At 73.3% G+C, this 24,776-nt stretch carries 22 protein-coding genes; 17 read left to right on the top strand and 5 right to left on the bottom strand.

Annotation, left to right across the window (positions count from 1 at the left end; translation table 11 throughout):
• Positions 1-338: 338 nt before the first annotated feature.
• From kdpF to kdpC, 4 genes are read left to right on the top strand one after another with little or no spacing between them, the layout of a single operon-like run.
• Entirely contained in the window at positions 339-428 is a 90-nt protein-coding gene (kdpF, locus tag ACFP1Z_RS26030; RefSeq protein ID WP_390319955.1) for a K(+)-transporting ATPase subunit F, read from the top strand.
• 8 nt (positions 429-436) lie between these two features.
• Complete coding sequence (gene kdpA / locus ACFP1Z_RS26025; RefSeq protein ID WP_390319953.1) at positions 437-2,128, top strand: potassium-transporting ATPase subunit KdpA; 1,692 nt, start codon at positions 437-439, stop codon at positions 2,126-2,128.
• The gene (kdpB, locus tag ACFP1Z_RS26020) at positions 2,125-4,233 is read left to right on the top strand and encodes a potassium-transporting ATPase subunit KdpB (RefSeq protein WP_390319951.1); all 2,109 of its coding nucleotides are present in this window, start codon (positions 2,125-2,127) and stop codon (positions 4,231-4,233) included. Before kdpA ends, kdpB begins: the two co-directional genes overlap by 4 nt.
• Positions 4,234-4,240: 7 nt before the next feature.
• Complete coding sequence (gene kdpC / locus ACFP1Z_RS26015) at positions 4,241-4,891, top strand: potassium-transporting ATPase subunit KdpC (RefSeq protein ID WP_390319949.1); 651 nt, start codon at positions 4,241-4,243, stop codon at positions 4,889-4,891.
• Positions 4,892-4,959: 68 nt separating this feature from the next.
• Here kdpC and ACFP1Z_RS26010 read toward each other — a convergent pair whose 3' ends face one another.
• Positions 4,960-5,496 (bottom strand): GNAT family N-acetyltransferase, encoded by a 537-nt coding sequence (locus ACFP1Z_RS26010; protein ID WP_390319947.1) that lies wholly within the window; start codon positions 5,494-5,496, stop codon positions 4,960-4,962.
• Positions 5,497-5,814: 318 nt separating this feature from the next.
• On the opposite strand from ACFP1Z_RS26010, the gene ACFP1Z_RS26005 reads away from it, so the two are divergent.
• The 4 genes from ACFP1Z_RS26005 (at position 5,815) to ACFP1Z_RS25990 (ending at position 10,509) form a co-directional block, all read left to right on the top strand.
• On the top strand, positions 5,815-8,367 hold the full coding sequence (locus ACFP1Z_RS26005) for an ATP-binding protein (RefSeq protein WP_390319946.1): 2,553 nt from the start codon (positions 5,815-5,817) through the stop codon (positions 8,365-8,367).
• Between the two features lie 104 nt (positions 8,368-8,471).
• Positions 8,472-9,161 (top strand): response regulator, encoded by a 690-nt coding sequence (locus ACFP1Z_RS26000; RefSeq protein WP_390319944.1) that lies wholly within the window; start codon positions 8,472-8,474, stop codon positions 9,159-9,161.
• Between the two features lie 125 nt (positions 9,162-9,286).
• A complete protein-coding gene (locus tag ACFP1Z_RS25995) occupies positions 9,287-9,685 on the top strand; it encodes an OB-fold nucleic acid binding domain-containing protein (protein WP_390319942.1) in 399 nt (132 codons plus the stop codon).
• A 2-nt stretch (positions 9,686-9,687) separates the two neighbouring features.
• Entirely contained in the window at positions 9,688-10,509 is an 822-nt protein-coding gene (locus ACFP1Z_RS25990; protein WP_390319940.1) for a DUF3159 domain-containing protein, read from the top strand.
• 88 nt (positions 10,510-10,597) lie between these two features.
• On the opposite strand, the gene ACFP1Z_RS25985 is transcribed toward ACFP1Z_RS25990, so the two are convergent.
• Positions 10,598-11,275 (bottom strand): potassium channel family protein, encoded by a 678-nt coding sequence (locus ACFP1Z_RS25985; protein WP_390319939.1) that lies wholly within the window; start codon positions 11,273-11,275, stop codon positions 10,598-10,600.
• A 118-nt stretch (positions 11,276-11,393) separates the two neighbouring features.
• The gene (locus tag ACFP1Z_RS25980) at positions 11,394-12,062 is read right to left on the bottom strand and encodes a potassium channel family protein (protein WP_390319937.1); all 669 of its coding nucleotides are present in this window, start codon (positions 12,060-12,062) and stop codon (positions 11,394-11,396) included.
• Positions 12,063-12,602: 540 nt separating this feature from the next.
• On the opposite strand from ACFP1Z_RS25980, the gene ACFP1Z_RS25975 reads away from it, so the two are divergent.
• From ACFP1Z_RS25975 to ACFP1Z_RS25950, 6 genes are all read left to right on the top strand, one after another.
• Positions 12,603-13,775 carry a 3-deoxy-7-phosphoheptulonate synthase gene (locus tag ACFP1Z_RS25975; RefSeq protein ID WP_390319936.1) on the top strand — a complete coding sequence of 391 codons (1,173 nt, stop codon included), beginning with the start codon at positions 12,603-12,605 and terminating at the stop codon, positions 13,773-13,775.
• A gap of 49 nt (positions 13,776-13,824) precedes the next feature.
• Entirely contained in the window at positions 13,825-14,478 is a 654-nt protein-coding gene (locus tag ACFP1Z_RS25970; protein ID WP_390319935.1) for an isochorismatase family protein, read from the top strand.
• A gap of 41 nt (positions 14,479-14,519) precedes the next feature.
• Positions 14,520-16,403, top strand: a complete 1,884-nt coding sequence (locus ACFP1Z_RS25965; protein WP_390319933.1) for an anthranilate synthase family protein — start codon at positions 14,520-14,522, stop codon at positions 16,401-16,403.
• The gene (locus tag ACFP1Z_RS25960; RefSeq protein ID WP_390319931.1) at positions 16,400-16,870 is read left to right on the top strand and encodes a transketolase-like TK C-terminal-containing protein; all 471 of its coding nucleotides are present in this window, start codon (positions 16,400-16,402) and stop codon (positions 16,868-16,870) included. The genes ACFP1Z_RS25965 and ACFP1Z_RS25960 overlap by 4 nt, the downstream gene beginning before the upstream one ends.
• Positions 16,867-18,036: a transaldolase family protein gene (locus ACFP1Z_RS25955; RefSeq protein ID WP_390319930.1), complete on the top strand. Its 1,170-nt coding sequence runs from the start codon at positions 16,867-16,869 to the stop codon at positions 18,034-18,036. Before ACFP1Z_RS25960 ends, ACFP1Z_RS25955 begins: the two co-directional genes overlap by 4 nt.
• Positions 18,037-18,124: 88 nt before the next feature.
• Positions 18,125-18,727, top strand: a complete 603-nt coding sequence (locus tag ACFP1Z_RS25950) for a WD40 repeat domain-containing protein (RefSeq protein ID WP_390319928.1) — start codon at positions 18,125-18,127, stop codon at positions 18,725-18,727.
• Positions 18,728-18,802: 75 nt separating this feature from the next.
• On the opposite strand, the gene ACFP1Z_RS25945 is transcribed toward ACFP1Z_RS25950, so the two are convergent.
• Both ACFP1Z_RS25945 and ACFP1Z_RS25940 read right to left on the bottom strand, forming a co-directional pair.
• Positions 18,803-19,384, bottom strand: a complete 582-nt coding sequence (locus ACFP1Z_RS25945) for an NADPH-dependent FMN reductase (protein WP_390319926.1) — start codon at positions 19,382-19,384, stop codon at positions 18,803-18,805.
• Between the two features lie 141 nt (positions 19,385-19,525).
• A complete protein-coding gene (locus ACFP1Z_RS25940) occupies positions 19,526-20,311 on the bottom strand; it encodes an AfsR/SARP family transcriptional regulator (RefSeq protein ID WP_390319924.1) in 786 nt (261 codons plus the stop codon).
• A gap of 251 nt (positions 20,312-20,562) precedes the next feature.
• Between ACFP1Z_RS25940 and ACFP1Z_RS25935 the strand changes: the two genes are divergently transcribed.
• The 3 genes from ACFP1Z_RS25935 to ACFP1Z_RS25925 all read left to right on the top strand — a co-directional run bounded on the left by ACFP1Z_RS25935 (position 20,563) and on the right by ACFP1Z_RS25925 (position 24,719).
• Positions 20,563-21,504, top strand: coding sequence for an arylamine N-acetyltransferase family protein (locus ACFP1Z_RS25935; protein ID WP_390319923.1), 942 nt, complete (start codon positions 20,563-20,565; stop codon positions 21,502-21,504).
• Positions 21,505-21,573: 69 nt separating this feature from the next.
• Positions 21,574-23,163, top strand: a complete 1,590-nt coding sequence (locus ACFP1Z_RS25930) for a class I adenylate-forming enzyme family protein (RefSeq protein ID WP_390319921.1) — start codon at positions 21,574-21,576, stop codon at positions 23,161-23,163.
• Complete coding sequence (locus ACFP1Z_RS25925) at positions 23,160-24,719, top strand: FAD-dependent oxidoreductase (RefSeq protein WP_390319919.1); 1,560 nt, start codon at positions 23,160-23,162, stop codon at positions 24,717-24,719. The genes ACFP1Z_RS25930 and ACFP1Z_RS25925 overlap by 4 nt, the downstream gene beginning before the upstream one ends.
• Positions 24,720-24,776: the final 57 nt, after the last annotated feature.

Raw genomic sequence — 24,776 nt, 5'->3', positions numbered from 1 at the left:
TGCGCCCGTGGCGCGACGACGCCGCGCGCCGGTGGCGCAATAGCGAACGCAACGGCCGGATTTCGCCGTTCCGTTGGGCCGCAACCCTGTCCCGGGGTTGCGGCCCATTTGCGTTTTCGCAGGTCAACGCGGGATGCGTATGGATCTCGTCAACGGCGCGCTAATGGCCGTATGAGAGGCGTCAACGGCGGCGTCGGACCGGGACAACGAAGGTTTCCTGTGGGGGTCCGTTCATCCGAACCTCTCTAGGAGCACACGATGGCCGACGTGGCCTTCGTCGTCACCACGATCGCGGTCTTCGCGCTGGTGGCTCTCGTCGCCAAGGGGGTGGCGAAGCTGTGACCGTCGAGAACCTCGTCGGCCTGATCGTGGCCGTCGCCCTGCTGGGCTACCTGATCCTCGCCCTTGTCTTCCCGGAGAGGTTCTGAGCACTGCCATGAGCCCCGTTCTCTCCGGAATCCTCCAGCTCACCGCGGTCGTCGTGGCGCTGGCGCTGGTGTACCGCCCGCTGGGCGACTACATGGCCCGCGTCTACGGCTCCGGCAAGCACCTGCGCGCCGAGAGGTGGATCTACCGTCTCATCGGCGCCGACCCGAACGCCGAGATGCGCTGGCCCGCGTACCTGCGCGGCGTGCTGGCCTTCTCCGTGGCCGGCCTGCTCTTCCTGTACCTGCTGCAGCGCGTCCAGGGCGTACTGCCCAAGTCGCTCTCGCTCGGCTTCACCGCGATCAGCCCCGACCAGGCGTTCAACACCGCCGCCTCGTTCGTCGCCAACACCAACTGGCAGTCCTACTCGGGCGAGCAGGCCATGGGCCACGCGGTGCAGACCCTCGGCCTCGCGGTGCAGAACTTCGTCTCCGCCGCCGTCGGCATGGCCGTCGCCATCGCCCTCGTCCGCGGCTTCGCCCGCTCCCGCACCGGTGAACTGGGCAACTTCTGGGCCGACTTGGTGCGCGGCACGATCCGTATCCTGCTGCCGATCTCGGTGATCGGCGCGCTGGTGCTCGTCGCCTGCGGCGCGATCCAGAACTTCGCCGGCATCCACGAGATCGGCCAGCTGACCGGCGGCACCCAGCAGGTCAACGGCGGGGCCGTGGCCTCGCAGGAGGTCATCAAGGAACTCGGCACCAACGGCGGCGGCTACTTCAACGCCAACTCCGCCCACCCCTTCGAGAACCCCAACGCCTTCAGCAACCTCTTCGAGATCTTCCTGATCCTCGTCATCCCCTTCGCGCTCACCCGCACCTTCGGCAAGCTCGTCGGCAACGTCAAGCAGGGCTACGCGATCCTCGCGGCCATGGGCCTGATCTGGCTCGGCTTCACCGCGCTGATGATGTGGACCGAGTACGCCCACCACGGCCCGGCGCTGCAGGCGGCCGGCGGGGCGATGGAGGGCAAGGAGCAGCGCTTCGGCGTGGGCGCCTCGGCGATCTTCGCGACGACCACGACGCTCACCTCGACGGGCGCGGTGGACTCCTTCCACTCCTCCTTCACCGGCCTCGGCGGCGGACTGACGCTGCTGTCGATGATGCTCGGCGAGATCGCCCCCGGCGGTGTCGGCTCCGGCCTCTACGGCATGCTGGTCATGGCCGTCATCGCGGTGTTCATCGCGGGTCTGATGGTCGGCCGGACGCCCGAGTACCTCGGCAAGAAGATCGGCACCCGCGAGATCAAGCTCGCCGCCTGCTACATCCTCATCACGCCGACCCTCGTCCTGGGCTTCACCGCCCTGTCGATGGCGCTCGTCGGTCCGCCGGACTCGATCCTCAACAAGGCGGACGCCTCGGTGAACCACAGCGGGGCGCACGGCTTCTCCGAGGTGCTCTACGCCTTCACCTCGGGTGCCAACAACAACGGCTCCGCCTTCGCGGGCCTGAACGCCAACACCCCCTGGTACAACACCACGATCGGCCTCGCCATGCTGCTCGGCCGCTTCCTGCCGATGGTCTTCGTCCTCGCGCTGGCCGGCTCGCTCGCCGAGCAGCAGCCCGTGCCCGAGACCGCCGGCACCCTGCGCACCGAGAAGCCGCTGTTCGCCGGTCTGCTCGTCGGCGCGATCCTGATCATCACCGGCCTGACCTACTTCCCGGCCCTGGCCCTTGGCCCGATGGCGGAGGGACTCTCATGAGCACCACCACCCCTGTCCGTACCGCACCCGAGGAGCCCCAGGAGAGCCGTCCGCACGGGCCCGAGGGGCCCGGCCGGGTCACCGGCGGCCTCTTCGACCCGGCGCAGCTGCTGAAGTCGCTGCCGGACGCGTTCAAGAAGCTCGACCCGCGGGTGATGGTCAAGTCCCCGGTGATGTTCGTGGTCGAGGTCGGCTCGGTGGTCACCACCGTGCTGGCGGTCAAGGACCCGGGCGACTGGTTCGGCTGGGCCATCACCGTGTGGCTGTGGCTGACCGTGCTCTTCGCCAACCTCGCCGAGGCCGTCGCCGAGGGCCGCGGCAAGGCCCAGGCCGACACCCTGCGCAAGGCCAAGACCGACACCGTCGCCCGCCGGCTGACCGACGGCGGCGAGGAGTCGGTGCCCGGCACCCAGCTGCGCGTCGGCGACCTCGTGGTGTGCGAGGCGGGCGACGTCATCCCCGGCGACGGCGATGTCGTCGAGGGCGTCGCGAGCGTCGACGAGTCCGCGATCACGGGTGAGTCGGCGCCCGTCATCCGCGAGTCGGGCGGCGACCGCTCGGCCGTCACGGGCGGCACGAAGGTGCTGTCCGACCGCATCGTCATCAAGATCACGACGAAGCCCGGCGAGACCTTCATCGACCGGATGATCAACCTCGTCGAGGGCGCTGCCCGGCAGAAGACGCCCAACGAGATCGCGCTGAACATCCTGCTCGCCTCGCTGACCATCGTCTTCCTGCTCGCGGTCATCACCCTGCAGCCCTTCGCGATCTACTCGGGCGCCGAGCAGACGATGATCGTCCTCGCGGCCCTGCTGGTCTGCCTCATCCCGACCACCATCGGGGCGCTGCTGTCCGCGATCGGCATCGCGGGCATGGACCGGCTCGTGCAGCGCAACGTGCTCGCGATGTCCGGGCGCGCCGTCGAGGCCGCCGGTGACGTCTCCACGCTGCTGCTCGACAAGACCGGCACCATCACCTACGGCAACCGCCAGGCCGCCGAGTTCGTACCCGTCAAGGGCACCATGGCGGCCGAGGTCGCCGACGCCGCCCAGCTGTCCTCGCTGGCCGACGAGACGCCCGAGGGCCGCTCGATCGTCGTCCTGGCCAAGGAGAAGTACGGGCTGCGCGAGCGGCACGAGGGCGAGCTGGCCGGAGCCGAGTGGGTGCCCTTCACCGCGCAGACCCGCATGTCCGGCGTGGACGTCGACGGCCGCAAGGTCCGCAAGGGCGCGACCGGTTCGGTCGTGGCCTGGGTCAAGGAGCGCGGCGGCAGCGTCCCCGACGACGCCCAGCAGCTCACCGAGGAGATCTCCCAGGCCGGTGGCACTCCGCTGCTGGTCGCCCTGGAGGACGACAAGGGCGCCCGGGTGCTCGGGGTCATCCACCTCAAGGACGTCGTCAAGGACGGCATGCGCGAGCGGTTCGCCGAGCTGCGCCGCATGGGCATCAAGACCGTCATGATCACGGGCGACAACCCGCTGACGGCCAAGGCCATCGCCGAGGAGGCGGGGGTCGACGACTTCCTCGCCGAGGCCACGCCCGAGGACAAGATGGCGCTCATCAAGCGCGAGCAGGCGGGCGGGAAGCTCGTGGCGATGACCGGTGACGGGACGAACGACGCCCCGGCGCTCGCGCAGGCGGACGTCGGTGTCGCGATGAACACCGGTACCTCGGCCGCCAAGGAGGCCGGGAACATGGTGGACCTGGACTCCAACCCCACCAAGCTCATCGAGATCGTCGAGATCGGCAAGCAGCTCCTGATCACCCGGGGCGCGCTGACGACCTTCTCGATCGCCAACGACGTCGCCAAGTACTTCGCGATCATCCCGGCGATGTTCGCCGTGGCCTACCCGGGCCTGGACAAGCTCAACATCATGAGCCTGCACTCGCCGCAGTCCGCGATCCTGTCGGCCGTCGTCTTCAACGCGCTGATCATCGTGGCGCTCGTGCCGCTCGCCCTCAAGGGCGTGCGCTACCGGCCGATGAGCGCGGACAGCATGCTCCGCCGCAACCTCGGGATCTACGGACTCGGCGGCCTCATCGCCCCGTTCATCGGCATCAAGCTCATCGACCTGATCATTACCCTCATCCCTGGCATCGGGTGAACCCACCATGAACAACTCCGTACGCAACACAGCCCGGTTGGTCGTGGCGGGACTGCGCGCCCTCCTCGTGCTCACGGTGGTCTGCGGCGTCATCTACCCGCTGGTGGTCACCGGCATCGCCCAGGCCGCCTTCCACGACAAGGCCAACGGCTCCGAGATCAAGGCCGACGGCAGGTCCGTGGGCTCCGCGCTCCTGGGCCAGAGCTACACGCTGGACGCGAAGGACAAGGACGGCAATCCGCTGCCGGACCCGAAGTTCTTCCAGCCGCGCCCCTCGGCCGCCGGCCCCAACACCGAGAACACCCAGTACAAGCTGCTGGTCTCCGGGGCCTCCAACCTCGCCGCCGACAGCAAGGTCCTGCTCGACTCCGTGGGTCAACGCCGCAAGGACATCGCCGAGTTCAACGGCGTCGACCCGAAGTCCGTACCCGTCGACGCGCTGACCGCCTCCGCCTCCGGAGTCGACCCGGACATCTCCCCGGAGTACGCGCGCCTGCAGGCCGCCCGCGTCGCCAGGGCCAACGGCCTGCCGGCCGCGAAGGTCGAGCAGCTGGTCGAGGACCACACCGACGGCCGCCAGCTGGGCTTCATGGGCGAGGAACACGTCAACGTCCTCAAGCTCAACATCGCCCTGAAGGAGATCGCCGCCAAGGGCTGAGCCCCTCGCGGGCCGACCCGAAGGGGCCGGGGCGGACCACCGCCCCGGCCCCTCGCGCGTGCCCGGTCTCACCACACGTCGCCCGGCCGCCAGTCGCAGACGATCTCCCCGTCGAGGTCGACCTTCGCCCCGACCGGCAGCACGAAGATGCAGCCGTCCTCGTCCTCCGTGCGCTCGATGCCGGTGGGGGCCAGGACGAAGGACGGGCCGCGCCACAGCTGCCAGCCGCGGCCCGCGTACAGGGGGACGGCCTCGTCGGCGGCGCCGAGCGCCCCCAGCTCGTAGCGGCCGCGCCGCAGCACGCCCTCCAGCGCCTCCATCACCGCCGAGCCGTGGCCCTGCCGGCGCCGGTCCGCCCGTACCGCCACGGCCTCCACATAGCCCGTGCGCAGCGCGCGGCCGCCGTGCAGCAGCCGGCGCTGCACCAGGCAGCCGTGGGCTATCAGCCGGCCGCCCTCCCGTACCAGGGCGTGCATCCCGCCCACGGAGTGGTCCCAGTCCTCGTCCTCGAAGTCGCCCTCGAAGGCCTCGTCCACCAGGCCGCGGATCGCGGCGAGTTCGGTGTCGGTGAGCTGCGAGGTGTGAGCGGTGCGTACGTCAGTCATGCGGCCATGCTGCCAGGGGCGCCCCGGAGCGAGGAGGGGGAAGCGCGGAGCCCGGAGCGGGCGCGTCCGCTCCCCGCGCGCGTCCCGCCTCCGGCCTGCGCTCCTGTACCGGGGACGGGTCACGGGTGGGACGCGTCAGAACTGCGTCAATACCGGGCCCCGCACCGCCCACCGCCCCATATGTCCAAAACGGGCGCCGTAAGGTCGTGCCGAGCGCGGCCGTGCCGCACACCGGGGCACGTCCGGACGGAGAACCATCGACAAGGACGAAAAACTCCGCCCCGAACACCGCCGCGCGTCGTGAAAGACAATGGGGCCATGGGACGCGGCAAGCTTCGGATCTACCTCGGCGCGGCACCGGGCGTCGGCAAGACGTACGCGATGCTTTCGGAGGCGCACCGCCGCATGGAGCGCGGCACGGACATCGTGGTCGGCTTCGTGGAGCACCACGGCCGGCCGCGCACCGAGGTCATGCTGCACGGCCTGGAGGAAGTGCCCCGCAGCCGCCTCGCCTACCGGGACAGCGTCTTCACGGAGATGGACGTCGACGCCGTCCTCGCCCGCCGCCCCGCCGTCGTCCTCGTCGACGAGCTCGCCCACACCAATGTGCCCGGCTCCCGCAACACCAAGCGCTGGCAGGACGTCGAGGAACTGCTCGCCGCCGGCATCGACGTCATCTCGACCGTCAACATCCAGCACCTCGAATCACTCGGCGACGTCGTCGAATCGATAACGGGGGTCCGGCAGCGCGAGACGGTGCCCGACGAGATCGTGCGCCGTGCCGACCAGATCGAGCTCGTCGACATGTCGCCGCAGGCCCTGCGCCGCCGCATGGCCCACGGCAACATCTACAAGTCCGACAAGGTCGACGCCGCCCTTTCCAACTACTTCCGCCCCGGCAACCTCACCGCGCTGCGGGAGCTCGCCCTGCTGTGGACCGCCGACCGCGTCGACGAGTACCTGCGCCAGTACCGCGCCGAGCACGACGTCTCACGGATCTGGCAGGCCCGCGAGCGCATCGTCGTGGGACTGACCGGCGGCCCCGAGGGCCGTACCCTCATCCGGCGCGCCGCCCGGATGGCCGCCAAGGGCGCCGGCGGCGAGATCCTCGCCGTCTACATCGCCCGCAGCGACGGACTGACCTCCGCCTCGCCCAAGGAACTGGCCGTCCAGCGCACCCTCGTCGAGGACCTCGGCGGCACCTTCCACCACGTGATAGGCGACGACGTCCCCGCCTCCCTGCTGGAGTTCGCGCGCGGCGTCAACGCCACCCAGATCGTGCTCGGCTCCAGCCGCCGCAAGACCTGGCAGTACATCTTCGGACCCGGCGTCGGCCAGACCGTCGCCCGCGACTCCGGCCCCGACCTCGACGTGCACATCGTCACCCACGAGGAGGCCGCCAAGGGCCGCGGCCTGCCCGTCACCCGCAGCGCCCGGTTCGGACGCGGGCGCGTCCTGGCCGGCTGGCTCGTGGGCGTGGGCGTGCCCGTCGTCCTGAGCGCGCTGCTCACCAACCTCGGGCCCGACCTCGGCTTCGCCAACGACATGCTGCTGTTCCTGTGCGCGACGGTCGGGGCGGCCCTGCTCGGCGGACTGCTGCCCGCGCTGTTCTCCGCCGCGTTCGGCTCCCTGCTGCTCAACTACTTCTTCGCGCCGCCGCTGCACGAGTGGACGATCGTCAACCCGAGGAACATCGTCGCCATCGTGATCTTCGTGTTCGTCGCGGTGTCCGTGGCCTCCGTCGTCGACCTCGCCGCCCGCCGCACCCACCAGGCGGCCCGGCTGCGCGCCGAGTCCGAGATCCTCTCCTTCCTCGCCGGCAGCGTCCTGCGCGGCGACACCAGCCTGGAAGCCCTGCTGGAGCGGGTGCGCGAGACCTTCGCGATGGAGTCCGTGGCCCTGCTGGAACGCCCCAGCGAGGTCGAGCCCTGGAACGTCGCCTGCAGCGTCGTCACCAGCAACGGCAAACCCCTGCTGCGGCCCGAGGACGGCGACGTCGACATGCCCGTCGGCGACAACCTGGCCCTCGCGCTCGCCGGCCGGGTGCTGCCCGCCGAGGACCGGCGGGTGCTCGCCGCCTTCGCCGCCCAGGCCGCCGTCGTCCTCGACCGGCAGCGGCTCGTCGGCGAGGCCGAGCGCGCCCGCCGCCTCGACGAGGGCAACCGCATCCGCACCGCGCTGCTCGCCGCCGTCAGCCACGACCTGCGCACCCCCCTCGCCGGCATCAAGGCCGCCGTGACCTCGCTGCGCTCCGACGACGTCGCCTGGTCCGAGGAGGACGAGGCCGAACTGCTCGCCGGCATCGAGGACGGCGCCGACCGCCTCGACCACCTCGTCGGCAACCTCCTCGACATGTCCCGGCTGCAGACCGGCACCGTCACCCCGCTCATCCGCGAGATCGACCTGGACGAAGTGGTCCCCATGGCCCTCGGCGGGGTCCCCGAGAACAGCGTGACCCTCGACATCCCCGAGACGCTCCCCATGGTCGCCGTCGACCCCGGCCTGCTGGAGCGCAGCGTCGCCAACATCGTCGAGAACGCCGTCAAGTACAGTCCCGACGGCAACCCGGTGCACGTCTCCGCGAGCGCCCTGGGCGAGCGGGTCGAGGTCCGCGTCGCCGACCGGGGGCCCGGCGTCCCCGACAGCGCCAAGGACCGCATCTTCGAGCCCTTCCAGCGCTACGGGGACGCCCCGCGCGGCACCGGCGTCGGCCTCGGCCTCGCCGTCGCCCGCGGCTTCGCCGAGGCCATGGGCGGCACGCTCGCCGCCGAGGACACCCCCGGCGGCGGCATGACCATGGTGCTCACCCTGCGGGCCGCCGAGGGCCGCCCGCCCGTGCGCCCGGACCTCCCGGCCCAGGCCACCTCCTGACCCTGCGGTCCGCCCCCCCGGGGGGGGCGGACCGCGCAGACCAGCCAGATCCCTGACCCCGGGCCCGTCGGACGGGCCCTGACGAACAGCAGAGGTGGTTCCGCATGAACCGGGTGCTCGTGGTGGACGACGAGCCGCAGATCGTCCGCGCCCTCGTGATCAACCTCAAGGCGCGGAAGTACGAGGTCGACGCCGCGCCCGACGGCGCCACCGCCCTCCAGCTCGCCGCCGCCCGCCACCCCGACGTGGTCATCCTCGACCTCGGTCTGCCCGACATGGACGGCGTCGAGGTGATCAAGGGACTGCGGGGCTGGACCCGGGTGCCGATCCTCGTGCTGTCCGCCCGCCAGACCTCCGACGAGAAGGTCGAGGCGCTCGACGCGGGCGCCGACGACTACGTCACCAAGCCCTTCGGCATGGACGAGCTCCTCGCCCGGCTGCGGGCCGCCGTGCGCCGCGCCGAGCCGGTGGGGCCGTCGGCCACCGGCGACGACGCGATCGTGGAGACCGAGGTGTTCACCGTCGACCTCGCCGCGAAGAAGGTCAACCGGGGCGGCAAGGACGTCCGCCTGACCCCCACCGAGTGGCACCTGCTGGAGGTCCTGGTCCGCAACACGGGCCGCCTCGTCAGCCAGAAGCAGCTCCTCCAGGAGGTGTGGGGCCCCTCCTACGGCACCGAGACGAACTACCTGCGGGTGTACATGGCCCAGCTGCGCAGGAAGCTGGAGCTGGACCCCTCGCACCCGAAGCACTTCATTACAGAGCCGGGGATGGGGTACCGGTTCGAGGTGTGAGGGCGCGCCCGGAGCCTGCCGGGGGTCCGGGGGTTGTCCCCCGGGGGATGCGGCATTACAGAGCCGGGGATGGGGTACCGGTTCGAGGTGTGATCAGGCGCTGGGGGCCCCGGTAGGCTGGTTTCATGAGCGCTGTACCCCGTTCCGAGAAGCCGACCGGCCGGTTCCGCCGGATGCTCGACCGGCTCTCCACCTCGCAGGAGGACCTGCACTCGGCCGAGCTGCGGCAGGACGCGGAGGAGGCGGGCTGCACCAGGATCTGCGACTGCGACGACCGGCAGATCGTCAAGGTCACCGGAACGCTGCGCACCGTCACGCTCCGGCCGCGCGCCGGAGTGCCCGCGCTGGAGGCCGAGCTGTTCGACGGCTCGGCCGCGCTGGACGTGGTGTGGCTCGGACGCCGCTCCATCGTCGGTATAGAACCCGGCCGTAAGCTGATCGCCTCCGGCCGGATCTCGACGATCCGCGGCCGCCGGGTGCTCTTCAATCCCAAGTACGAACTCCGACCGCTCGGACAGGAGTAGCGGTGACGTCTCTCGACAAACCGGCCGAGAAGCGTACCGGCCGACACGCGGCCGATACGGACGACTCCGCGGCAGCGGATTCCAGAGCGGACTCCAGAGCGGCCACCGAGGCGGCCCTCTTCGACGCCTTCGGCGGGGTGCGGGGCATGGTCGAGACGACCGTGCCCGGCCTGGTCTTCGTCGCGCTCTACACGGTCAAGCGGGACATCCACGTCGCGGCCGTCGCCGCGCTGGGCCTCTCGCTGGTCCTGGGCATCGCGCGGCTCGTGGGCAAGGACACGCTCAAGCACGCGTTCAGCGGGGTCTTCGGCGTCGCGTTCGGTGCCGTGTTCGCGATGATGTCCGGCGACGCGAAGAACTTCTACCTGCCCGGCATGCTCTACACGCTCGGGCTCGCGGTCGCCTACATCGTCACCTCCCTCGCGGGCTGGCCGCTGCTCGGCGTGATCCTCGGACCGGTGTTCAAGGAGAACCTCTCCTGGCGGACCCGCAACCCCGGCCGCAAGGCCGCCTACACGAAGGCGAGTTGGGCCTGGGGGCTGATCCTCCTCGCCAAGTCGGCGGTGCTCTTCCCGCTGTACTGGTGGGGGGACGCGACGCAGCTGGGCTGGGTGAAGGTGATGCTCGGCATCCCGCCGATGCTGCTCTCGGTCTACCTGACCTGGATCTTCCTGGCGAAGGCCCCGCCGCCGATCGACGTCTTCGCGGAAATGGAGGCAGCCGAGGCCGGGGGAGCCGCCAAGGCCGGCGGCACCGCCGGTGCCCGGGACACCGGGAAGCCCGCGCTCGCGGAGGCGGAGGGGCACGGCGGCCCGCCGCAGTGACGCGCGGGCGCCGTCCCGCGATCCGTGACCGAAACGCCGGTGGCCCGGAACCGATACGGTTCCGGGCCACCGGCGTTCGTCACATCCTTCAGGCGGAGTCGTCCTCGCGGCGGACCGACAGCAGGTCCTCCAGCTGCTCCTCGCGGGCGGGGGCCGCCACGAACAGCAGCTCGTCGCCGGCCTCCAGCGCGTCCTCGCGGTTCGGGGTCAGGACCCGGTTGCCGCGGATGATGGTGACCAGCGAGGTGTCGTCCGGCCAGGCCACGTCCCCGACCCGGGTGCCCGCCAGCGCGGACTCCGGGGGCAGCGTCAGCTCCACGAGGTTGGCGTCGCCCTGGCTGAAGCGCATCAGACGGACGAGGTCGCCGACGCTCACGGCCTCCTCGACGAGGGCCGACATCAGGCGCGGGGTGGAGACGGCCACGTCCACGCCCCAGGACTCGTTGAACAGCCACTCGTTCTTGGGGTTGTTGACCCGCGCGACCACACGCGGCACCCCGTACTCGGTCTTGGCGAGCAGCGAGACGACCAGGTTGACCTTGTCGTCGCCCGTCGCCGCGATGACCACGTGGCAGCGCTGCAGCGCCGCCTCGTCGAGCGAGGTGATCTCGCAGGCGTCCGCCAGCAGCCACTCGGCGAGCGGTACCCGCTCGACGGAGATGGCCGTGGGGGCCTTGTCGACGAGCAGCACCTCGTGCCCGTTCTCCAGCAGCTCACCCGCGATGGACCGGCCGACAGCCCCGGCCCCGGCAATGGCAACCCTCACAGCATTACCCCGTTCTCCCCCAGTGCCTGAACGGCCTGGGAGGTGCCCCCATCTCCGCCCACGCGGCGAACGCGCGCGTCGTTCCTCGTCTGCGGCCCGGCGGCCGCGTGTGCGACGCTCACCGATGACCCTCCTCGGGGCCCTGCGCGAACGCGGCCTCCACCTTCTCGACCTCGTCCGTGCGCATCATCACGTGCACCAGGTCGCCTTCCTGCAGCACCGTCGCGGACGTCGGCAGCGTCGCCTCGCCCAGCCGGGTCAGGAACGCCACCCGCACCCCGGTCTCCTCCTGGAGCCGGCTGATGCGGTGGCCGATCCAGGCGGAGGAGCAGGGCACCTCCGCGAGCTGCACCCCGCCGCTGGGGTCGCGCCACAGCGGCTCCGCGCCCGACGGCAGCAGCCGTCGCAGCATCTGGTCGGCGGTCCACCGCACCGTGGCGACGGTCGGGATGCCGAGCCGCTGGTAGACCTCGGCGCGGCGCGGGTCGTAGATGCGGGCGGCCACGTTCTCCACGCCGAACATCTCCCGGGCCACCCGGGCCGCGATGATGTTGGAGTTGTCGCCGCTGCTGACGGCGGCGAACGCGCCGGCCTCCTCGATACCCGCCTCGCGCAGGGTGTCCTGGTCGAAGCCGATGCCGGTCACCCGGCGGCCGCCGAAGCCGGAGCCCAGGCGGCGGAAGGCCGTGGGGTCCTGGTCGATCACGGCGACCGTGTGTCCCTGCTGTTCCAGGGTCTGGGCGAGGGCCGAGCCCACCCGCCCGCAGCCCATGATCACGATGTGCACGACGCTACCCCAAGCTCCGGACTACCGCGCTGACCTGCACCAACAACCTGCTCACATCTTTCCTTGCGATCGTTCGCACCGCTATTGCGCGGCACGTCCGTCCTCGGCGCGCACGGGCGCACGGCACCACCGTATCCGCTGCGGCCCGCGCAGGCCGAAGCCTCCACCATCGCAGGAGGCCCCGCGCGCCCGGTCACCGGGGTCGCATTCCGGCCAAGAGAACGAGCCTAGGGCGGCGGCCGGGCCGGCCGGGCACCCCCGGTCCGTACTGCGTCACCTCGGCCGGGAACGGCACACACCCCGGGACGTGATGCATTCCCGGTCACCTGACGAAGTGCGGCGACGGCCATTGGCCGGATGCCGGGCCGCCCCGGACGATCGGGACCCCGCGGCGATTCCGCTCGCCGCGCGTCCTCCCGCCTGCGAAGGGAGTGGTGAGGCCCGCCCTTCTGCCGTGGTTCCACCCTGTTTGAGTGCAGCCCTTGACCCAGGCCCACAGGGCCGTTTGTGCACCGCCCTAAACGTTTCTTGGAGTCACCAGTGACTGATGCTCTGCTCGACGCCCGGCTCAAACCAGCTCTGCAGCAACCGGATTGGGGCGACGAGGCGCAGCTCCAGCGGGTCCGTGACGAACTCGCGAGCCGCCCCGCCCTCGTCCGCTCCGCCGACGTGGCGACCCTGCGCAAGCACCTCGCCCAGGTCGCCCGCGGCGAGTCCCAGGTGGTCCAGGCGGGCGACTGCGCCGAGGACCCCGCCGAGTGCACCTCGGGCTACGTGGCCCGCAAGGCCGGCCTGCTGGACGTCCTCGCCGGTGTCCTGAAGATGACCACCCACAAGCCGGTGGTCCGGGCCGGCCGGATGGCGGGCCAGTTCGCCAAGCCCCGCTCCAAGCCCACCGAGGAGGTCGCCGGCGCCGAACTGCCCGTCTACCGCGGCCACATGGTCAACACTCCCGAGCCGCACCCCGAGCGCCGCCGCCCCGACCCGCAGCGGCTGCTGTCGGGCTACCTCGCCGCCAGCGAGGCCATGACGCACCTGGGCTGGCTCAACCCCGCCCGCCGCTCGGGCGTCTGCCCGCCGGTGTGGACCAGCCACGAGGCGCTGCTGCTGGACTACGAACTGCCCATGGTCCGCCCCGACGAGCACGGGCGCGCCCTGCTGACCTCCACGCACTGGCCGTGGATCGGCGAGCGCACCCGCCAGGTGGACGGCGCCCACGTCGCCCTGCTCGCCGAGGTCGCCAACCCCGTGGCGTGCAAGGTCGGTCCGGGCATGACGGCCGACGAACTGCTCACCCTGTGCGAGGTCCTCGACCCCGCCCGCGAACCGGGCCGGCTCACCCTCATCGCGCGCATGGGCGCGGAGAAGGTGTCCGAGAAGCTCCCCCCGCTCGTGGAGGCCGTCAAGTCCGCCGGGCACCCGGTGATCTGGCTGACCGACCCCATGCACGGCAACACGGTCACCACCCAGGAAGGGCTCAAGACCCGGCTGCTGGAGGCGATCGTCCGGGAGATCCGCGGCTTCCAGTGCTCCGTGCGCACCGCGGGCGGCGTCGCCGGCGGACTGCACCTGGAGACCACACCGGAGAGTGTCACCGAGTGCGTGAACAACGAGTCCGGACTGGACCACGTCGGGGACAAGTACACGAGCTTCTGCGACCCCCGGCTCAACCCGCAGCAGGCCATCACCGTGGTCTCGTCCTGGCTGGGCTGAGCCGGAACCGTTCCGCCCGGCCCGAGCACCGATGAGAGGAAAGAACCCCATGGCAGGCATCCCTCCGATCGAGCCGTACCCGATGCCGGCAGCGGGCGACCTGCCCGGCAACACCGCACCGTGGACCGTCGATCCGGCCCGCGCGGTCCTGCTCGTCCACGACATGCAGCGCTACTTCCTCAAGCCGCTCCCCGGCACGCTGCGCGCGACGCTCGTCGGCAACGTCGCGCGACTGCGCGAGGCCGCGGCGGCGGCCGGAGCGCCCGTCGCCTACACCGCCCAGCCCGGCGGCATGACCGACCAACAGCGCGGACTGCTCAAGGACTTCTGGGGTCCGGGCATGCGCGTCGACCCCGCCGACCGGCAGGTCGTCGAGCCGCTCGCGCCCGCCCCCGGCGACTGGGTGTTCACCAAGTGGCGCTACAGCGCCTTCTTCCGCTCCGACCTGCTGGAGCGGATGCGCGCCCACGGCCGCGACCAGCTGATCGTGTGCGGGGTGTACGCGCACGTCGGCGTGCTGATGACGGCCGTCGAGGCGTTCACCAACGACATCGAGACCTTCCTGGTCGCCGACGGTGTCGCCGACTTCTCCGCCGGCCACCACCGGCAGGCCCTGACCTACGCGGCACAGCGCTGTGCCGTCGTCACCACCGCGCAGGACGCCACCCGTGCCCTGCGCGCCACCGAACGGGCCGCCGCGTGAGTGCCGGCGGCCCCTACCGAGGAGACCGGGAAGGAACGGCCATGACCGAGGATCTGCTCGCCCGCGTACTGGGCCCGCGGCCGCCCGCGTTCGCCCTGCTGCACCGCCCCGAGGCCACCGGCCCCGGAGCTCTCGACGTCCTCGTCGGCGAGGTCTCCGACCTCGACGCGCTCGCGGACATCCCGCTGCCCGAGCGGGCCCAAGGACCGGGCGCCCGCCACGAGGTGCTCGCCGTCGTCCCCTACCGGCAGATCGCCGAACGCGGCTTCCGCGCCGCCGACGACAAGGAGCCCCTGCTCGCGCTGACCGTCACCGGGCAGAGCACCGTCGGCGTCGCCGAGGTCCTCGCCCGCGTCCCCGACGTGCCCATCACCCTCACCGGGGAGCACTTCGACGTCGACGACGAGGCGTACGCGGACGTCGTCCGCCGCGTCATCACCGACGAGATCGGCGAGGGGGAGGGCGCCAACTTCGTCATCAAGCGCTCCTTCACCGCCGACATCTCCGGCTTCACCACCGCCCACGCGCTGACCTTCTTCCGCCGGCTGCTGGAGCGCGAGTCGGGCGCCTACTGGACGTTCATCGTCCACACCGGCGAGCGCACCTTCGTCGGCGCCACCCCCGAGCGGCACATCAGCGTGCACGGCGGCACCGCCGTGATGAACCCCATCAGCGGCACCTACCGCTACCCCGCCGCCGGGCCCAGCCTCCCCGAGGTCATGGACTTCCTCGCCGACCGCAAGGAGGCCGACGAGCTGTACATGGTCGTCGACGAGGAACTGAAGATGATGGCGCGGATCTGCGCCACCGGCGGCCGCGTCGTGGGCCCGTACCTCAAGGAGATGGCGCGCCTCGCGCACACCGAGTACTTCATCGAGGGCACCACCGACCGCGACCCGCGCGAGATCCTGCGCGAGACCATGTTCGCGCCCACCGTCACCGGCAGCCCGCTGGAGAGCGCCGCCCGCGTCATCGACCGCTACGAACCGCAGGGCCGCGGCTACTACAGCGGCGTCCTCGCCCTCATCGGCCGCGACGCCGCCGGCGAACGCACCCTGGACTCCGCGATCCTCATCCGCACCGCCGACATCGACGCCGGCGGCCGGGTGCGCATCGGCGTCGGCGCCACGCTCGTACGCCACTCCGACCCGGTGTCCGAGGTCGCCGAGACCCGCGCCAAGGCGGCCGGGCTGCGCTCCGCCCTGGAGAGCGGCGGGCCCTCCCGGTTCGGCACGCACCCCTCGGTGCGCGCCGCCCTGGAGCAACGCAACGACACCATCGCGGACTTCTGGCTCGCCTCCGACGGCGACCGGCTGCGCACCGACCCCGCGCTGGCCGGGCGGAGGGTCCTCGTCGTCGACGCCGAGGACACCTTCACCTCCATGATCGACCACCAACTGCGGTCCATGGGACTGGAGGTGACGGTACGCCGCTTCGACGCGCCGTACTCCTTCGACGGCCACGACCTCGTCGTCATGGGCCCCGGCCCCGGCGACCCGCGCGAGGCGGCCCACCCCAAGATCGCCCACCTGCGCGGCGCGATCGACACCCTCCTCGCCGAGCGGCGGCCGTTCCTCGCCGTCTGCCTGAGCCACCAGGTGCTCAGCCTGCGGCTCGGTCTCGACCTGGTGCGCCGCGACGTGCCCAACCAGGGCGTCCAGCGCGAGATCGACCTGTTCGGCTCGCGCGAACGCGTCGGCTTCTACAACACCTTCGCCGCCCGCAGCGCGGACACCCGCGCCGACATCGACGGCATCGGCGCCGTCGAGATCAGCCGCGACCCCCTCACCCGCGAGGTGCACGCCCTGCGCGGACCCCACTTCGCTTCCATGCAGTTCCACGCGGAGTCCGTGCTGACCCAGGACGGGCCGCGCATCACCGGCACGCTGCTCGCCGCCCTCGCCGCACAGGTGCCGGTCGCATGAGCGCCCCCGCGGTGCGGGGGCCGCGGCCGGGGCGGGCGGCGGCCGCCGCCCGCCCCGGGGCACCGAGCGGCGGCTACGTCCTCGCCGAGGCCGTCGGCGAGGGACCGGCCGCCGTACCCCCCGACGTCGTGCTCGTCGCACACGCCGGGGAGGAACGCGCCGCGCTCGACGCGCGGCGCATCCTCCAGGGCGAGGGCATCGCCACCCGCGTGGTGGCGATGCCCCGCGCCGCCTCCTTCCGTCAACAGCCGCGCGCCTACCGGGATTCGGTGCTGCCGCCCGCCGCCGTCACCGTCTCCGTGGCCACGGGCGCGCGCCTGGGCTGGTACCAGCTCCTCGCCGGCGCCGGGCAGCAGGACGCGGCCGGCAGCCGCGCCCTCGCCGACAGCCCCGGACTGACCCCGCAGCGGGTGGCGGCCACCGCCCGCGCCGCCCTGGCCCGCGCGGCCGGAAAGGGACACCCGTGACCGTGACACCGCAGCTCTCCCGGCTCCCGGGGACGGCGGCGGACGCCTCGCTGCGGGCACTGACCCGCGGCGGGGTGTCCGTCTGGCTCGACCAGCGGCCCGGCGACGGCCCGCCCGCCGCGCTCGTGCGCGGCCGGTACGTCACCGGCGTCCTGCACGATCCGGCCCGGCTCACCGGGCCGGCCCGCGAGGGCCCCCTGCGCAAGCTCGCCCGGCGCGGGCTGCGCGCGGAGGCGGCCCTGCGCGCGCTGACCGTCCACGACGTGCGGTGGGCCTGCGACATGCTGCGCCCCGTCCACGAGGCGACGGCCGGCGTCGACGGGCTCGTCGCCCTCGCCCTCGACCCGCGCCTGGCCCACGACGCCGCCGCCACCCTGCGCGAGGCCCGCCGGCTGTGGCGGGCAACCGACCGGCCCAACGCCGTGCTCGCCGTCCCCGCCACCGACGCCGGACTCGACGCGCTCGCCGCCGCCCTCGCCGAGGGCATCAACGCGGGCGCCACCCACGTCTTCACGCCCGAGCGCTACGAGCAGGCCGCCGAGGCCTATCTGACGGGACTGGCAGGGGCCCGCGCGGCCGGCCGGCACCCCGCCACGCTCGCCTCGTTCGCCGCCGTGCCCGTCACCCCCCTCGACACGGCGGTGGACGCCCTCCTCGACCGGGACGGCACCTGCGAGGCCAAGGCCATGCGGGGCACCGCCGCGGTCTCCACCGCCCGGCTCGTGCACGAGCGCCACGAACGGCTGCTGGACCGGCCGCGCTGGCACGCCCTCGCCGCCCGCGGCGCCCGCCCCCAGCGGCTGCTGTGGACGGCCACGTGCGTACGCGACCCCGTGCTGCCGGCCACCCGTTACGCGGACCGGCTCACCGCCCGGGGCACCGCCTGCGCCCTCACCGAGGAGACCCTGCGCGCCGTCGCCGACCACGGCCGGGCCGTGCCCCGCAGCTGGGGCGCACGCGACTACGCCGACGCCCGGCGGCTGCTGGGCCACCTCGACTGGTTCGGCATCGACCGCGACGCGCTCGCCCGCCGCCTGGAGAGCGAGAGCCTCAGGGCGGCCGAGGCCCGCTGGCACGCGCTGCTCGACTCCGTCGAGACGGCCGTGTCCGCGCCCGGCGAACTCCCGCGGGCGGAGGGGGCGTTACGGGGAGGGGGTGCCCGTTGACCGCGCGACACGTACGAGCGCGGAGCGCGGCGGCCGGCGGGCTTCCGCCGGGGCGGACCTCTCCAGTCGGCCACCGCGGGCGGCACCCGTGACCGGCACCCGCGCCGCCTGGAACCCCGTCGCCCGGGAGCTGTTCGCGGCTGCCGGGCGACGGCGGGTCGTGGTGTGGCGGGTGCCCGAGGGCGGCCGCGCGCGGCGGGTGAACGTGCTCGACCGGCACTCCGCCGCCGTCGGCTCGCTCGCCTGGATGCCCGACGGACGGCGCCTCGTGTGCGTGTCCGCCGACGGGCGCGCCGTCCTGTGGGACGCCCTCGACGGGACCTTCCTCGCCGACGTCAGCTCCCTCGACGCCCACTGCACCATGGCCGCCGTCAGCCCGCAGGGCCTCGTGGCCACCGCCGGCGCCGACGGCATGGTCGTGGTCGGCCACCCCGACGGCGGCTGGCACCAACTGGCCCTGCGGCACTACGACTCCGCCGTCGAGTGCTGCGCGTGGTCCCGCTCGGGGCACGCCCTCGCCGTCGGCTGCGACGACGGTACGGTCGACCTGCTCGCGCCCCGCCTCACGCACCTGCGCACCCTGAGCCTGCCGGACGGCACGGCCCGGACGCTGCGGTGGGCGCCGGACGACGCGTCCCTCGCCGTGCGCGCGGCCGACGGCACGCGGCACGTCCTGGCCGTCGGGGACTGACCAGGACCGGCCGGCCAGGACCGGGGGCGCCGGGGGAGAGCACAAGCCCCCCTCCCGGCGCCCCCGTTCGCGTCCTCAGGCCGCCACCGACGCCCGCTGCTCCCCGAGGATCCGCAGGGCCTCGAACGTCGCGTCGACCAGGGAGCGCAGCTCCGCCACCGCGTCCGGCTCCGTCATCTCCCCGCTCTCGTCGAGGCGTTCGTGCGCGCGGGCGATCGCGACCGGCGGGTGCTCGACCACGACCGCCTCGCACGCGTCCAGCAGGTCCATCAGCGCCGGCTGCGCGTCGATCGCCCCGCGCCCGCCCGGCGACGCGCTCAGCACGGCGACGGCCTTGCCGCTGAGCGCACACGCGCCGTCGGGGCGCGAGAGCCAGTCCAGGGCGTTCTTCAGCACCCCCGGCACCGCGCCGTTGTACGAGGGCGTGCTGATCACCAGGGCGTCGGCGGCCGCGACCAGGCTGCGGGCGGCCCGTACCGCCGCGGTGGTGCGCGCGTACTCGAAGTCCCCGTCGTAGAAGGGGATCCGCCCGATCGGCAGGGAGACCACCTCGGTGGGCTCCCGCCGTTCGCCGACGATACGGCGTACGGCCCGCAGCGCCGCCGAATTCACCGATCCCCGGCGCAGACTCCCCGAAATCAGTACCACCTTGATCATGTCGGTTACCGCCTCTCTGTGCGACACCAAGGAACATTCCGTCGCGCGGGCGGCCGGAAAGCGACAGACCGCAGCGCCCGGAATCCCGGGGCGTTCCCACGGGGTCCCGGAGATTTCCGGCAGCCGCTCGGTACGCGTGCCTCAGCCGGCGGGCACGGGCCGACGGCACAGAATGTCCGTGTGAATCCTGACGAGTTCCTGGCTGGGCCCGACCCCGAGTTCCTCCGCCAAGTACGCGCGCACGCTCGCGAATTCCGCCAGGGCCTCGGCCGGCCGGCCCGTCAGGTACAGGGCGCGCATGAGCTGGCCGCGCAGCGTCTCGCGCAGAGGGTGCGCGGCGACGAGCTCGCGCAGATCCCCCACGAGGCCGTCGGTGTCGCCGAGCTCCAGCCGCAGCGCGCACAGCTGCTCGGTCGCCTGGAGCCGGCGCTCCTGCAGTCCCGCGGCGGCGGCCTCCAGCAGCCGGCTGCCGGCGCAGGACAGCGGGTCGCCGCGCCACAGCGCGAGGGCCGCGCGCAGCTGCTCGGCCGCCCGCTCGGGCCGGCCCGCCGCCGACTCCTCGCGCGCGTCGCGCAGACGCGCGCGGAACCGCAGCAGGTCGAGCCGGTCCTCGCCGACCACGGCCCGGTAGCCGGGCGCCTCGGTGCGCAGCAGCCGCGGCCCGCCGGGCAGCCGGCGGCGCAGCTCCGCGACGCTCTTGCGGATCTGGTGGACCGCGGTGGCCGGCGGGCGCTGCTCCCAGGCCGCTTCGACGAGGCGTCCGACGGACACGACCCGGCCGGGCTCCAGCAGGAGGGCGACCAGGACGCGCTCCTGCAGCCGGCCGCCCAGCCGGATGCGTCCGGCGTCCGAACGGCATTCCAGGGAGCCGAGAACGGCGAAACGAACGCTCTGCTGTTCCGGTATCGGATCCGGTGTCTCGCGCATACGTCCTGTCCCCACGTTTTTCGGCAGTCCGGTCACCAGAGCGTACGGCCGCCCGCAAGGGCCGTCCGGACCGTCCGGAATCCTGTGTCAAGTCACCGGTTGGCCCATGAAATTGACCTGACGCACTCGTTCCGCACCTGACGGACTGAAGCCCGCGGCGGAAGCGGTGGCCGGGCCCGCGCCCACCATTGAGGGTGCTGCTGTGGTGAGTTGTCGAATTTCCCGGGCAATACGCGCACGAGGTGAGGGACATGGCACGGACGACGCTTCTCGACCCCAGAGGGACCAGGGAACTCGGAGTGCCCGGGGAGAGGGAAGCAGCGGCGGACCTCGTTCAGGGCGGCGACGGACACGCCGTCGACCCGGACGCCTATTGCGCGAGGATCCGCTACGGCGGCGGCCGGCGGCCCACCGCCGCGACCCTGCGCGGTCTGCAGCGCGCCCACACCGCCGCCGTCTGCTTCGAGAACGCGGACATCGCCCTGGGCCGCGACATCCCCCTGGACATCGCCTCGTTGGAGCGCAAGCTCGTGCACGCGGGGCGCGGCGGCTACTGCTTCGAGCAGAACCTGTTCTTCGCCGCCGTCCTCGAACAGCTCGGCTTCCCCGTCACCCGCCACCTCGCCCGCGTCCGGCGCGGCGGCCCCGGCACCCGCTACCGCTCGCACGTGGTGCTGCTCGTCGAGGCCGACGGCCGCACCTGGCTGTGCGACGTGGGCTTCGGCGACGAAGGCCCCCTGGAACCCCTGCCGTTCACCCCCGGGGCGCGGCTGACCGTCGGCGACTGGACCTGGCGCCTGGACCGCGAGGAGGCCGCCCCCGCGCGCGCCGGCCTCGACGGCGGCGCCGCCGAATGGGTCCTGCGCTCGGCGCGCCCCGACGGCTGGTTCGACGTGTACGCCCTGCGCCTGGAGCGGCAGGAACCCGCCGACTTCGAGGTCGCGCACTACTACACCGCCCACCACCCGGACTCGTTCTTCACCGGCCGGCTCGTGGCCCAGCGCGGCGACGAGCACGTCCGGCACACCCTCACCGACCGCGTCCTCAAGGCCCGTTACGCCGACGGCCGCGTCCTGCGCACCGACCTCGCCCCCGACGAGGTCGTCCACGTGCTGCGCGGCACCTTCGGGATCACGCTCACCGCCGAGGAGTCACTGCTGCTCCAGCAGCGCGTCGCCTCCTTCCACGACTGACCCCGCGCGTACGGGCCCACGGCGCGCCCGTACCGGCGGCCCCACCGGCCAGCGCCCCAGGAGTGGCCCATGCCCCGCACCCCCCTCCCCCCGCCCGGCCTCCACCTCGGCCTCGTCCCCGAGCAGGCGGCGGCCCGGCACGCCGGGACCACCATCACCCTCGACCACGACATGGCCGCCCTCCCCGGCGCCGGCCGCGAGCTGACCTACGCGCAACTCGCCGAGCACGTCGAGGACATGGCGGCCCGGCTGCGGGCGGCCGGCGTCCTGGCCGGGGAACACCTCGCCGTCCACAAGACCGCCGGCTTCGACATCTACGTCCTCGCCTGCGCCGCCTGCCGCATCGGCGCCGTGCCCGTCCTGCTCTCCCCGCAGCTCGACCCGGACACGGTCACCGCCCTGCTGGCCCGGCTGCCGCGCCCGCACCTGCTCACCGACGCCGCCACCCTGGCGGGCCCGCTCGCCGGGACGCTCACCGGCGACCTCGTCGGCCGGGTCGTCACCGCCGGCCCCGTCCCCGGCACCGCGCCCCCCGGCACCCTCGGCCTGCCCGAACTGGCCGGCGCCCCCCGCCGTCCCCCGGTCCTGGCCCACTCCTCACGGCCCGCGCTGCTCACCCACACCTCCGGTACCACGGGCCTGCCCAAGCTCGTCGTCCACACCGCGGCGAGCCTGTACGGGCGGCTCGTCCCGCAGCGCCGGCTGGCCGCCCTGATCCGCGGCCGTGAGACCTACGCCGCCCATCTGTCGTACGTCCACTCGCGGATGTACCTCGCGCTCGCCGTGGCCCTGCCCAAGGGGATGCCGGTCGTCGTCCTCGACGACCCCGATCCCGCGCACGTCGCCGAGGTCTTCGCCAGGACGCGGCCGGGCGTCGTGGAGACCCACCCCAACTCCTATGTCGCCTGGGCGGAACTGGCCCGCGACCCGCGCGGCCCGCTCGCGGGCGTCACCTGCTTCAGCTCCACCTTCGACGCTCTCCACCCGCCCACCATGCGCACCCTGCTCGCCGCCTCCCGCCGCCGGCGCCCGGTCTTCGCCCAGTTCTACGGGCAGAGCGAGTGCGGCCCGCTGACCTGCCGCCTGTACACGCGGGGCACCGTGCTCACGGCCGACGGCCGCTGCCTGGGCTTCCCGCTGCCCGGCTCCACCCGGGTGCGCCTGGTCACCGACGACGGCCGGCCCGCGACCCGCGCCCGCCCCGGCCGTATCGAGGTGCGCTCGCGGGGCCGGGCCCTGACCTACTTCGCCGAACCCGGGCGCTACGCCGAGCAGACGGACGGAGCCTGGTGGCGCACCGGCGACGTCGGCTACCGCACCCGCTTCGGCTGTCTGCACCTGCTGGACCGCGAGGCCGACGTCATCCCCGCCGTCGAGTCCACCCTGGAGGTCGAGGACGCGGTCATGGGACGGCTGGCCGAGCTCACCGAGGTCGTCCTCGTGCCCGGCCCGCGCCAGGAGCCCGTCCCCGTGGTGTGCGTGCGCGACGACGCCCCCCTGGACCGCGCGCGCTGGGCGCGCGCCGTCGCCGACCAGCCCGCTCTCGCCGAACCCGTGCAGCTGACCCTGGACCAACTGCCGCGCACGGCCACCATGAAGGTCCGCCGGCACGCACTCGTGGCGATGCTGCGCGAGCGCGCCGCGCAGGAGGTCTCATGAGGGCGACGGACCCCGACGGTCCCGAGGTCCTCGTGGTCGGCGCCGGCCCCACCGGGCTGCTGGCCGCCTGCGAACTGCTGCGGCGCGGCGTGCGCGTCCGCGTCGTCGACCAGTCGGACGCTCCCGCCGCCGAGCCCCGCGCGCTGTCCCTGTGGCCGCGCGCCGTGGACATCCTCACCGACCTCGGCGTCGGCGACGAACTGCGCGCGGCCTCCGTCCCCGTCAACGGCTACAGCTACTTCTCCGCCGGCCGGCCCGTCGCGCGCTTCGCCTTCCCCGCCGACTGCGCGGCCCGCAACCTCCCGCAGTACGTCACCGAACGCCTGCTGACCGGGCGGCTGCACGCGTTCGGCGGCAAGATCGAGCGCGGCGTGCGGCTGTTCGCGGCGCGCGAGGAGAGCGGCGCGGTGACCGCCCGGCTCGACCACGGCGACGGCGTCGTGGAGACCGTCCGCACCCCCTGGCTGCTGGGCGCCGACGGAGCGGGCAGCACGGTGCGGCACCTGATCGGCTCCCGCTTCGAAGGAGCCACCTACCCCATGGCGTTCGCGCTGCTCGACACCCGCGTCGAAGGGCCGCTGCCGCCCGACGAGATCCGCTACTACCAGGCCCCCGACGGCACACTGATCGTCGTGCCGCTGCCGGACGGCGTCTTCCGCGTCCTGTGCGTCGCCCCCGGCGACGGCCGGGGCATCGACGTGACGGGCATGCAGCGGCTGCTGGAGACCCGCGGCCCGCGCGGCGTCCGCATCACCGAACCGCAGTGGCAGACCGTCTTCAAGGTGCACGCCCGGCGCGCCACCACCCTGCGCCGCGGCCGGATCCTCCTCCTCGGCGACGCCGCCCACGTGCACAGCCCGGCCGGCGGCCAGGGCATGAACAACGGCCTCCAGGACGCCCACAACCTCGCCTGGAAACTCGCCGCCGTCCTGCACGGCACCTCCCCGGCCGGCCTCCTGGACGGCTACGGGCGCGAGCGCGCCGAGGCCACCGCGCGCATCGTCCGCGACACCGATCTGCAGACCCGCGCCTGGATGGCCGGCCACCCCGCCCGGGTGGCTGTCCGGGACGCCGCCTTCCGGCTCCTGGAGCGCACCGGCGCGGTCACCCGCTGGTACGCGCCCGTGATGGCCGGACGGCGGCTCGCCCACGCGCCGGTGCGCGCCACCCAGTCGCCGTCCGGCCCGGCCGGCTGCCGGCTGCGGGGCCGGCTGCCCGGCGGACTGCCGCCCGGCGCGGTCCTGCCGCGCCCCCTCGCCCTCTCCTACGGCATCGCCGGGCCCCAAGCCGACCCGGACTCCTGGGTGCTGGCCCTCCTCGCCCCGGAGGCCGGCCGCGAACGCTGGCTCGCCGACGCCGGCCGGATCGCCGCCCGCCGGCAGGCCCTGCGCGTGGTACGGCTGTGCCGCGCGGACGCCGCCCCCGTCACGGGCTGCCGCAGCGCCGGCTACTACCTCGTCCGCCCCGACGGCCACATCGCCGCCCACGGTCACCAGGGCGACCTCGGCCGCCTGGATTCCGAGCTCGGCCACGTGCTCAACTCCCGCCTCCCGTAAGGCGCGTACGCCGACAGCGGTGGAGCCGGGGCCGTGAACCGCGCGCCCCCTGTGTGA

Source organism: Streptomyces gamaensis (genome assembly GCF_042656465.1).
In the GTDB taxonomy this organism is placed as follows: domain Bacteria; phylum Actinomycetota; class Actinomycetes; order Streptomycetales; family Streptomycetaceae; genus Streptomyces; species Streptomyces gamaensis.
The sequence above is the reverse complement of the archived record's forward strand: the minus strand, read 5'-3'. Positions and strand labels throughout refer to the sequence as shown.

What these genes read in the sequence shown, in the direction of transcription:
- ACFP1Z_RS25995 (WP_390319942.1), top strand. Translation starts at nt 9,287, where the DNA reads ATGAGCGCTGTACCCCGTTCCGAGAAGCCGACCGGCCGGTTCCGCCGG.
- ACFP1Z_RS25970 (WP_390319935.1), top strand. Translation starts at nt 13,825, where the DNA reads ATGGCAGGCATCCCTCCGATCGAGCCGTACCCGATGCCGGCAGCGGGC.
- kdpA (WP_390319953.1), top strand. Translation starts at nt 437, where the DNA reads ATGAGCCCCGTTCTCTCCGGAATCCTCCAGCTCACCGCGGTCGTCGTG.
- ACFP1Z_RS26010 (WP_390319947.1), bottom strand. Translation starts at nt 5,496, where the DNA reads ATGACTGACGTACGCACCGCTCACACCTCGCAGCTCACCGACACCGAA.
- ACFP1Z_RS25960 (WP_390319931.1), top strand. Translation starts at nt 16,400, where the DNA reads ATGAGCGCCCCCGCGGTGCGGGGGCCGCGGCCGGGGCGGGCGGCGGCC.
- ACFP1Z_RS25930 (WP_390319921.1), top strand. Translation starts at nt 21,574, where the DNA reads ATGCCCCGCACCCCCCTCCCCCCGCCCGGCCTCCACCTCGGCCTCGTC.
- ACFP1Z_RS25925 (WP_390319919.1), top strand. Translation starts at nt 23,160, where the DNA reads ATGAGGGCGACGGACCCCGACGGTCCCGAGGTCCTCGTGGTCGGCGCC.
- ACFP1Z_RS25940 (WP_390319924.1), bottom strand. Translation starts at nt 20,311, where the DNA reads ATGCGCGAGACACCGGATCCGATACCGGAACAGCAGAGCGTTCGTTTC.
- ACFP1Z_RS26005 (WP_390319946.1), top strand. Translation starts at nt 5,815, where the DNA reads ATGGGACGCGGCAAGCTTCGGATCTACCTCGGCGCGGCACCGGGCGTC.
- kdpB (WP_390319951.1), top strand. Translation starts at nt 2,125, where the DNA reads ATGAGCACCACCACCCCTGTCCGTACCGCACCCGAGGAGCCCCAGGAG.
- ACFP1Z_RS26000 (WP_390319944.1), top strand. Translation starts at nt 8,472, where the DNA reads ATGAACCGGGTGCTCGTGGTGGACGACGAGCCGCAGATCGTCCGCGCC.
- ACFP1Z_RS25965 (WP_390319933.1), top strand. Translation starts at nt 14,520, where the DNA reads ATGACCGAGGATCTGCTCGCCCGCGTACTGGGCCCGCGGCCGCCCGCG.
- kdpC (WP_390319949.1), top strand. Translation starts at nt 4,241, where the DNA reads ATGAACAACTCCGTACGCAACACAGCCCGGTTGGTCGTGGCGGGACTG.
- ACFP1Z_RS25945 (WP_390319926.1), bottom strand. Translation starts at nt 19,384, where the DNA reads ATGATCAAGGTGGTACTGATTTCGGGGAGTCTGCGCCGGGGATCGGTG.
- ACFP1Z_RS25935 (WP_390319923.1), top strand. Translation starts at nt 20,563, where the DNA reads ATGGCACGGACGACGCTTCTCGACCCCAGAGGGACCAGGGAACTCGGA.